Raw genomic sequence first — 9,707 nt, forward strand, 5'->3', positions numbered from 1 at the left:
TGCGTACCCGGCGATGCGGCCCCTCGCGGTGACGGACAGGCCCGAAAGCGAGGAACTGCACGCGTCAGTGCACCAGTGCCTACTCGGGCAGATCGGATTCCGGGCCGATTCGCGCGTTTACGGCGTGCGGGTGACACAGGACTCCGGCGCCGCGTCCAGGTGGGCTGGCGCCGCAGCGGCTGCCGCGGCCGACGAGGGGACCTTGCCGCCAGCAGCGATGGCCTCGGTCGGCGGTACCTGGGAATCGTTTGGGGGCGTGGCCGGGGTCCGGATCGGCTCCCCAGCCGGCTTGTTGCGCCTGTGCCTGAAACCCTCGGCGTGTCTGCCCGAGCCCATCGGGTTGTGCTGGGGAATGGGATCCGGTCCGGACGGATGGGAACTGCGTCTGGAGTCGCGCCGGCTGGTGCTCAGCTTCCGCCGGGGAGAACGACATGACGAGTTGGCCGTGACCGAGCGTGCCGCCGGGGTTCCGGCACCGCGCGACGTGCAGGTCCTGGACGACGGGCAGGAGATCACGATCATCGTCGATGGCGACGCGCCGTTCGGACGCAGGTTCCCTGCTGCGGGGCCTGCGAGCGGGTCGGGTGTCGGACTGGCCGGTTCGCCCACGGCGCTGGCCGATGTCCTGTCTTGGGAGGTCTTCCCGCGCACGTTGCCGATGCCGCCGGAACTCGATCTGGAGGCTCCCTGGTCGGCCGCCGGCGATGCGGTCATTCTCGCTGACGACCTGTCCGGACCGCCCGGAGACATTGCGGGGCGCTCGACGCCTATCGGCGGGACCACCTGGTGCCGATTGCTCGGTCCCGGCCGGCTGGAGTGCGACGAGCGGGGCGGCGCGCGGTGGGTGGCCAGCGCAGAGGCGCCTCTGGCCGGCCGCACGATCTACGCGTTGGACTGGAATCAGCCGGGCTTCGCCGATCTTGCCGTGACGCTGACGCCGCCCGGCACCGCGCGGGGGCAGCGGGAGCACGGCACGGCAGGGTTCTGCCTCTGGCAGGACGAGGCCAACTACCTGTTGATCAACACCTGGCTGGACGACTGCTACGGGGGAGCGTCACTGTCGTCGTTCCTGAAGCTCGACGGGTTCGAGGATCTCTATGACGCCATCTGGACGAACGTCGGAGACAGGGTGACCTGGGGCCGGCCGCTGCGGCTGAGGCTCGTCAGCGACGGGCGTCGCTACCAGGTCCACATCGACGGGGAACCCGTGCTCTACCGGGCGCTCGACGACATCTACCCGGGGCAGCGGCCGTTGCGGATCGCACGTGTCGGGCTGCTGGGCAACTGGGAGTGGGGCGCCGACACCGGCAGCCGTTTCGCCGGCTTCGAGGCGCGTGGCCGGCGCCCGGACGGACCATGAGACCGGGACGGCAGGAGTCGGCCGCGACCGCGGGCGCCACCTGGCGAGGGCTTGTCAGGCCCCGCCAGTTCCTGGCGTATCTGGCAGTCGGCCTTGTCGGTACCGCCGGGCACTACCTGACGCTGGTTGCCCTGGTGAGGTGGGCAGGCGCCGACCCGGTCCTGGCAACCACTTGCGGCTTCGCCGTCGGGGCCGTGATCAACTATTTCGCGAACTACCACTTGACGTTCCGCAGCCGCCAGGGGCACGCCGGCACGATCTCCCGGTTTTTCGTGATCGCCTTGGCCGGGATGGGCCTCAATGCCGGGGTGATGGCGGGTTGCCATCGGGGGCTCGGCCTCCACTACCTGTTGTCCCAGGTTGTCGCAACGGGTACGGTCGTGGTCCTGACCTATCTCGGCAATCGCTTCTGGACCTTCCGCGAGGTGCGTGATGACAGATCGCGTTGAACCATCCGCGCCCGGCGCCGACAGCAGCCTGTCGGTGGTCGTGCCCTGCTACAACGAGCAGGAGGTGCTCCCGGAGTTCCACCGTCGGCTCGCAGCCGTCCTGGATCAGCTGGGAATGCCCCGCGAGATCGTCTATGTCAACGACGGCAGCACGGACGGGACCCTGCGGCTGATGCGCGACCTGCAGTCCGCCCATCCGGAAGTCGCGGTCGTCGACCTCAGCCGGAACTTCGGCAAGGAGGTCGCCATGACCGCGGGTCTCGATGCCTGTTGCGGCGATGCGGTCGTGGTCATCGACGCGGACCTCCAGGACCCGCCGGAGGTGATCCCGCAACTGGTGGCGGAATGGCGGGCCGGCTATGACATGGTGTATGCGCGCCGTGAGTCGCGCGCGGGCGAGACGGCCTTCAAGAAGGCGACGGCCAGCTGGTTCTACCGGATCATCGGCAAGCTGAGCCGTGTGAGCATTCCTGCCGACACCGGGGACTTCCGCCTGCTGAGCCGCCGAGCGGTCGACGCCATCTTGCAACTTCGCGAGCAGCACCGCTTCATGAAGGGGCTGTTTGCCTGGGTCGGCTTCCCCCAGAAAGCCGTCATCTACAAACGGGATCCGCGCTTCGCTGGTGACACGAAATGGAACTACTGGAAGCTGTGGAACTTCGCGGTGGAGGGGATCACGTCGTTCTCCACCGTACCTCTCCGCCTGGCGACCTACTGCGGGATCGGCATTGCGCTGATCGCGTTCGTGTATGCCGGGTGGATCTTCTACAAGACCTTGGTCTTCGGCGATCCGGTCAAGGGCTATCCTTCGCTCATGGTCGTCCTGCTGTTCCTGGGTGGCGGGCAGCTGATCGGTATCGGCGTCCTGGGCGAGTACCTCGGACGCATGTTCAACGAAACGAAGAACCGACCGCTCTATTTCCTGAACGAGCATCGTCCGTCGGCCCTTGGTCGGGCCACGGCCGGAGGGGAGAACAGACGTGTTTGACCGACGTCCATCCGCCCCGGTGGCCTTTCTGCTCCTGATCGGGGCTCTATCGCTCGCGGCGAAGCTAGCGGTCCTCAAGGTGGGCGGCCCGTTCGTGTCGATCGATGACCGGACGACGTTCGAGGGCGGCTTTCTGGTCTTGTTCGGACAAGCGCAGCCTCAGCGCATGTATCTCGAATCCTGGATCACGGGCCTGCTCTGCCTGGCGAACTACGGATTCCGGATCGTGACCGGCGCAGTGCCGGGCGGTCTGGGGCTCAATCTCGTCGCCGATGCCTACCGTGACTACTACCTTCGTCCCGACTCGTACGTCCATGTCTACAGGGCGTTCGTGATCATGGTGGACCTCATCGCGGCAGTCCTGACGTGGCGGCTGGCGCGGCGCTTCCTTGGGGATGCCTGGCGCGGTTGGGCGGCCGTGCTGCCGCCGGCCATGTATCTGCTGACCTACAACACGATCTGGGCCGACGTCGTCGCGCGCCCGGACGCCATGTTGCCCCTGTTCATGACGGCCGGGCTTCTGTTGTACTACAGGTCGGATTTCGGACGTCATCAGGGTTGGCTGCTCGGATCCGGATTCGTGCTCGGTCTGGGCGCGGGCCTGAAGCTCCACCTGGCGTTTGCCGTGGTCTTCCTGCTCGCGGATCTCATCCGCGTCCACGGTTGGCGCGGGGCCCTGCGGACGGGTTGGGGGTTCGCGGCGCTGTCGCTATTGGCTTTCCTCGTTTCGGCGGGCATACCGCTTTTCGACCCGTTGAAGTACGTCAAGTTGCGCCTGACCAACGCGAAGGACGACGCGTCGCCCTGGATCCGCTGGGGTGAGCAGTTTCTCGCCATGCTGCGCGGCTCGGGGTGGGTCGTGCTGCCGCTGGCCGTCGGCGCGATCGTTCATCGCGGCCCCTTGTCCTTTCGGCGCTCCCACCCGCTGGCGGCAAGCCTGCTCCTCCAGACTGCGGCCTGGCTCGTGCTGTTCGGCCTGATTCGCCAGCTGCGGGCCTACTGGATGCTGCCGGCGCTGCCGGTCTTCTATCTGGCCGCCGTGGCGTTCCTGGTCGCCGTGGTGCGTGCGAGGCCTTCGCTCGGGCGCGTGGTGGCGGCCTGGGCCGTCCTGGCTCTATCCGTTCTCGCACTGCAATCCGGCCGCGAGGTGGCGCGTTTCCGGGCTGTCGATCAGAACGGTCTGCGCTCGTGGGTCCAGAAGAACGTTTCGAAGGATGAGCCGTTCTTCGTATTCGGTTTCGATGCACTTGTGCTACCGCGCCGCACGTCTTGCCTCGCTGTCATTGCTGACGGCATACGGCGGGGCGTGGCCGGCGACCGAGCAGCGGGCGTGCCGTTCACCGAGCGTCACCTCAAGATCTGGGAAGAGGAGACGGAACTTGCCCGGCAGGACATGCTCGGAGGGCGGTGCGATGACGGCTGGGAGCACTACACGTACTACACGACACCTTTCGAACGATACGAGGGCCTCATCGACATGAATCGTATGCGCTACGTCCTCGTGCAGGACCAGTTTGCCGATCCACCCGACTTCCCACTCGACAGGTACCTGGCCGACAGCTTCCGGTTCGTCACCGAATTGACCGGCGCCGGCGGCGAGGGCTACGGCTTGAAATACCGTGTCTATCGGAGAGGTGCTGCCGATGGGTCCTAGGCCCAGGATCCTGCATCTGCTCGAGAGCGGCGGCATGTACGGGGCCGAGCGGGTCGTGCTGAATCTCGCCGAAGCACAGAAGGCGCAGGGCGAGTACGAACCCATCGTCGGCTGCATCGTGGGGATGTTCGGCGAACCGTGTGCGTTGCTCGATGCCGCGGGCGCCGCTGGGATCGAGACCATGGAAGTCAGGCTGCGCAACGGCGCCCTCATGATGGATGTCCCGCGCGCGGCACGATTGCTGCGTGCGGGTCGGGTTGCCTTGGTCCACAGCCACGGCTACAAGGCTACAGTTTACGGCAGCCTCGTGAAGCTGCTGCGGCCGCTCCCGTTCACGGCCACCTGCCACCTCTGGTTCATGCGCCCGGGGTCGCCGCTCCGCATGCGGGTGATGGTGGCGCTCGAGTTGCGACTCTATCGACGGTTTCGTACGGTGGCCGCGGTTTCCGGCGATATTGCGCGCGTTCTGGCACTCAACGGTGTGGACGAACGCCGCATCGCCGTGGTGCCGAACGGAATCCCGTTGGCGGTCGCTCCCCCCGATGCGGACCGGCGCCGGAGATTGCGGCAGGCATTGGGTGTGCCGCAGGACGCTTTTCTGGTGCTCAATGGCGGGCGGTTGACCGAGCAGAAGGACCAGGCCTCACTCATCCGCGCGATCGGGTGTATGGTCGACGGAACGCGACCTGTGCACGGTCTCATTGCCGGCGAAGGACGGCTGCGGGCGGAACTTCAACGGTTGATCGACGAGGGTCGGCGTGGGGCGCCGGTGCGTTTGCTGGGGTTTCGCGAGGACATGTCGGAGCTGCTCGGTGCCGCCGATGTCCTGGCGCTACCGTCTCTCGATGAAGGCATGCCGATGATCCTGCTCGAGGCGGCAGCCCTGGGCCTGGCGATCGTGGCCACGGCAGTGGGCGATATTCCGACGCTGATCCGGGACGGCGAAACCGGGCTGATCGTGCCTCGCGGAGAACCGGACGCCCTGGCCGCGGCGCTCAACCGCCTGCGGGACGAGGTCGGTTTGGCCGAACGCCTGGGCGCCGCTGCCCGCGAACGAGTGCGGGACAACCACTCACACGAGGCGATGGCGGCCAGCTACAGCCGCATCTACCGGGAGCATTTGAATGGAAGCTGAGAAGACGATGGTGCCCGGATTGGTGTCGGTGGTGACAGCTTCGTACAACATGGGAGGTTACATCGCTGAGACACTGGAATCCGTGCTGGGACAGGACTACCCGCACGTCGAGTCGATCGTCGTGGACGATGGTTCCTCCGATGACACGCAGCAGGTCCTGGAGCGATTCGGGTCGGATCCGCGGGTTCGCATCGTGCGGCAGGCCAATTCCGGGCAGACGATCGCCAAGAACCGTGGTGTCGCCGAAGCACGCGGTGAGTTCATCGCGTTTTGTGATGCCGATGACGTCTGGGAGCCGCACAAGTTGAGCCGTCAGATCCCGTGCTTCCACGGCGCTCCTGACATCGGTGTGGTTTTCAGCGAAGTGACCTGGATGGACGAGTCGGGTCGGCGGATCCCGTCCATCCACATGAAGCGGTTTCAGGGGTGGGTGACGGCGCCGTTGATGATAGACAACTTCGTGCCGTTCCCGACGGTGGTTGCACGTGCGGCGGTGATCCGTGAGTTCGGCGGTTTTGACGAGCGTCTGAGCATGTCCATCGACTACGATCTCTGGTTGAGGATTTCGACGCGATACCGGTTTGCCTTCGTCGACGAGGCGCTTGCCCGGTATCGGATCTGGCCCGGGCAGATGTCCCACAAGGTCGGCGAGCGTCTCGAGAACTTCTTCCGGCTCCTGGAACGGTTCCTGAAGGACAACCCGGATATCGCCACCAAACGCCAGATCGACCAAGCCTACGCCCACGTCCACGTCACCCGCGGCTACTGGCACGCCCGCGAAGGCCGGCGCGCCGAGGCCTGGCGCGATTACCGCGAAGCCCTGCGCCGCGATCCGCTGGCTCTCCGCATGTGGAAGCGGATCGTCTCGCTGGGCCTTGATCGCGACCGCATCCGTCCGGGGGCGCATGAGGCTGCCCGACGCGATGGTCGGCGGGGTCTTCGAGCCCGCCTGGGACCTCTACGATCGCAGCTGCCGCCTGCGCGAGCTGAGCCGCTTGCGCCGCAGCCAATGGGACGGGCCGGAAACTGTCGGCGCGCGCCAGCAGGAGAAGCTGCGCGCGATCATCCGCCACGCCGCCGAGACCTGTGCCTACTACCGCGACCGCTGGGCTGCGGCCGGCATCGATGCCGCGACCGTTCGCACCGTGGCGGACCTCCGCCGGCTGCCGATCCTCACCAAGGACGACATCCGCCAGCACCAGGACGCACTCGTCTCCAGTCGCTACCGCAAGCAGGATCTGCGTCGCGCGAAGACCGGTGGCTCGACCGGCGTCTCGCTGGAGGTCTATTGCGACGAGCCCGGCATCCAGAAGCGCGCCGCCGCCGCGCTCCGTTCCGACGAGTGGTCGGCTGGCGCCTGGGCCAACCCATGGCGGCGGCCTGGGGCAATCCGCCGGCGCCGCGCACCTGGAAGGCGCGCCTGCGCGCCAGACTCAGGACCGCATCATCTACCTGGACACGATGCGTATCGACGAGCCCGCGATCGTGCGCTTCCTGGCCGAGTGGGACCGCCTGCGGCCGGGCCTGCTGTTCGGGCACGCGCATTCGCTGTTCATCCTGGCGGAGTATCTGCTTGCGAACGGACGCACGTTGCGGCCGTCGGGCATCGTGGCGGCCAGCATGATGCTGCTGGAACCAGAGCGCCGCGTGATCAAGCAGGCCTGCGCGGGAGTCCCCGTGACGAACCGCTACGGCTGCGAGGAGGTGAGCCTGATCGCCTGCGAGTGCGAGCAGCACCAGGCCTGCACCTGAACGCCGACCACGTGATCACGGGTTCCTGCGCGACGACGGCTCGCCCTGCGCGCCCGGCGAGGACGGGCGCCTGGTCGTCACCGAGCTGATCAACCATGGCCAGCCCCTGATCCGCTACGAGCTGGGCGACCGCGGCGTGCCCAGCGACCGGGCCTGCCCCTGCGGCCGCGGCCTGCCGCTCATGGAGCAGGTGACCGGCCGCACGGCCGACTTCCTGCGCGCGGAGGGCGGGTACCGCGTGCAGGGCATCTCGATCATCGAGAACACGCTGACGAAACTCCCGGGCATCCGGCAGATGCAGATCGTCCAGGAGGAGCCGCTGCGCCTGCGGGTCCACCTGGTGCCGGGGCCCGGCTGGGGGGCGGATGTGGCAGCCGAACTGGAACCATCCTGCGCGGGATCCTCGGGCCGGGCATGGTGATCGACCTGGTGCCCGGCGAACGCATCCCGCAGGAGAAGAATGGCAAGTACCGGTTCACAATCTGTCGTGTTTGAGTAACATATTGGGGGCAATGAATTGCAAAAATTGCAGATCGCAGCGACGCAGCCTTGGCCCAAGACACGACGATCATAAATATACAAAATAGCACATCATAAGTGTTATGTCTGTTGCGAGTTGGCCGACCTATGCTATCATGTTCCGGTCAATTTCCGGAATGACAGCACCTTTTCGCGTCGGGGAGCCGTGGGGTTCCCTGGACGAGTTCGTGAGTCGCATTCCTGACCCGACGGTGGGGGCACCGGGAGGACCATGGCCAAGAAACCGATCGTCGCCATCCTGGCCGGCGGCATGGGCACGCGCCTGGCCGAAGAGACCGAGATCCGTCCGAAGCCGATGGTCGAGATCGGCGGGCACCCGATCCTCTGGCACATCATGAAGCACTACGCCCACTTCGGGCATGACGAGTTCGTCATCGCCCTGGGCTACAAGGGCGAGTACATCAAGCGCTGGATGCGCGACTTCGGCACGCTCGAAGGCGACATGACCGTGCGCACTAACTCGGGCGACGTGCTGACCTATACCGACAACCGGCCGAACTGGACGGTGCACCTGGTCGAGACCGGGATGACGACGGGGACCGGCGGTCGCATCAAGCGGCTGCAACCATGGCTGGGCGACCGCACGTTCATGCTGACGTGGGGCGATGGCCTGTCGGACGTGCCACTGGACCAGCTGCACGACTTCCACCGGGCACACGGCCGGCTGGCCACGCTGACCTCGGTGCGCCCGCCCGCCCGCTACGGGCACCTCGAGTTCGAGGGCAACGCCGTCAAGCGCTTCACCGAGAAGCCGCAGACGGCCGAGGGCTGGATCAACGGCGCCTTCTTCGTGCTCGAGCCCGGGGTCTTCGACTACATCGACGGCGATCCCGTGATGTTCGAGCAGGCCCCCATGGAGGGCCTGGCGCGCGACGACCAGCTGATGGCCTACAAGCACGAGTCGTTCTGGCAGTGCATGGACACGCTGCGCGAGAAGCACATCCTGCAGAAGCTGTGGGATACCGGGCACGCCCCGTGGAAGTGCTGGGACTGAACGCGACCGTGGCCGACTGAACGCCACCAACCACCGACCACCGACCAGGCAGGGTACACGCACATGAAGGTCTTGCTCACTGGCCACAAGGGTTATATCGGCTCGGTGCTGACGCCGATGCTGCAGGCGCACGGGCACCAGGTGACGGGTCTGGACACGGACCTGTTCGGCGCCTGCACCTTCGACGGCGAGCTGGCAAAGGTGCCGGAGATCATTGGCGACGTGCGCGATGTCGACGGCGACGTGCTGAAGGGTTTCGACGCGGTGATCCACCTGGCCAAGCCTGTCGAACGACCCGCTGGGCGACTACGACCCGTCGCTGACCGACGACATCAACCACCTGGGCTCGGTGCGCCTGGCGAAGCTGGCCAAGCAGGCCCGCGTGCCGCGCTTCCTGTTCGCCAGCTCGTGCAGCAACTACGGCGGCGGCGGGCAGGACTTCCTGGACGAGAACGCGGCCTTCAACCCGGTGACGCCCTACGGGGTGTCGAAGGTCGAGGTCGAGCGCGACGTGGCGCCCCTGGCCGACGACGACTTCAGCCCCGTGTTCCTGCGCGCCTCCACCGCCTATGGGCTGTCCCCGCGCATCCGCTTCGACCTGGTGGTCAACAACCTGACCGCCTGGGCCTTCACCACCGGCGAGGTGCACCTCAAGAGCGACGGCTCGCCGTGGCGGCCGCTGGTGCACGTCGAGGACATCGCGCGCCTACATCGCGCTGCTGGAGGCCGACCGCTCGCTGGTCCACGGCCGCGCCTTCAACGTCGGCACCACCACCGAGAACTACCGCATCCGCGAGGTGGCCGAGATCGTCCACGGCGTGGTGCCCAACTGCGA

At 66.7% G+C, this 9,707-nt stretch carries 8 protein-coding genes and 1 pseudogene; all 9 read left to right on the top strand.

From position 1 onward, the window contains the following. Positions 1 to 67 precede the first annotated feature (67 nt). Positions 68 to 1,360 (top strand): oxidoreductase, encoded by a 1,293-nt coding sequence (locus tag IPK20_00375; GenBank protein MBK8015286.1) that lies wholly within the window; start codon positions 68 to 70, stop codon positions 1,358 to 1,360. Next, the gene (locus tag IPK20_00380; protein ID MBK8015287.1) at positions 1,357 to 1,809 is read left to right on the top strand and encodes a GtrA family protein; all 453 of its coding nucleotides are present in this window, start codon (positions 1,357 to 1,359) and stop codon (positions 1,807 to 1,809) included. The genes IPK20_00375 and IPK20_00380 overlap by 4 nt, the downstream gene beginning before the upstream one ends. After that, positions 1,793 to 2,797, top strand: a complete 1,005-nt coding sequence (locus IPK20_00385; GenBank protein MBK8015288.1) for a glycosyltransferase family 2 protein — start codon at positions 1,793 to 1,795, stop codon at positions 2,795 to 2,797. Before IPK20_00380 ends, IPK20_00385 begins: the two co-directional genes overlap by 17 nt. Beyond that, positions 2,790 to 4,451, top strand: a complete 1,662-nt coding sequence (locus IPK20_00390) for a glycosyltransferase family 39 protein (protein ID MBK8015289.1) — start codon at positions 2,790 to 2,792, stop codon at positions 4,449 to 4,451. Before IPK20_00385 ends, IPK20_00390 begins: the two co-directional genes overlap by 8 nt. Continuing rightward, complete coding sequence (locus IPK20_00395) at positions 4,441 to 5,586, top strand: glycosyltransferase (GenBank protein ID MBK8015290.1); 1,146 nt, start codon at positions 4,441 to 4,443, stop codon at positions 5,584 to 5,586. Before IPK20_00390 ends, IPK20_00395 begins: the two co-directional genes overlap by 11 nt. Continuing rightward, on the top strand, positions 5,576 to 7,210 hold the full coding sequence (locus IPK20_00400) for a glycosyltransferase (GenBank protein MBK8015291.1): 1,635 nt from the start codon (positions 5,576 to 5,578) through the stop codon (positions 7,208 to 7,210). Before IPK20_00395 ends, IPK20_00400 begins: the two co-directional genes overlap by 11 nt. 264 nt (positions 7,211 to 7,474) lie before the next feature. Further along, positions 7,475 to 7,759 carry a hypothetical protein gene (locus IPK20_00405; GenBank protein ID MBK8015292.1) on the top strand — a complete coding sequence of 95 codons (285 nt, stop codon included), beginning with the start codon at positions 7,475 to 7,477 and terminating at the stop codon, positions 7,757 to 7,759. A gap of 330 nt (positions 7,760 to 8,089) precedes the next feature. Next, entirely contained in the window at positions 8,090 to 8,872 is a 783-nt protein-coding gene (gene rfbF / locus IPK20_00410; GenBank protein ID MBK8015293.1) for a glucose-1-phosphate cytidylyltransferase, read from the top strand. Positions 8,873 to 8,935: 63 nt separating this feature from the next. Beyond that, positions 8,936 to 9,707: pseudogene (locus IPK20_00415) on the top strand (SDR family oxidoreductase).

It is taken from the genome of Betaproteobacteria bacterium (genome assembly GCA_016713305.1).
Lineage (GTDB): Bacteria > Pseudomonadota > Gammaproteobacteria > Burkholderiales.

Excerpts from the sequence above, each read along its gene's own strand:
- IPK20_00395 (MBK8015290.1), top strand. The coding sequence starts at position 4,441 with ATGGGTCCTAGGCCCAGGATCCTGCATCTGCTCGAGAGCGGCGGCATG.
- IPK20_00400 (MBK8015291.1), top strand. The coding sequence starts at position 5,576 with ATGGAAGCTGAGAAGACGATGGTGCCCGGATTGGTGTCGGTGGTGACA.
- IPK20_00380 (MBK8015287.1), top strand. The coding sequence starts at position 1,357 with ATGAGACCGGGACGGCAGGAGTCGGCCGCGACCGCGGGCGCCACCTGG.
- rfbF (MBK8015293.1), top strand. The coding sequence starts at position 8,090 with ATGGCCAAGAAACCGATCGTCGCCATCCTGGCCGGCGGCATGGGCACG.
- IPK20_00385 (MBK8015288.1), top strand. The coding sequence starts at position 1,793 with ATGACAGATCGCGTTGAACCATCCGCGCCCGGCGCCGACAGCAGCCTG.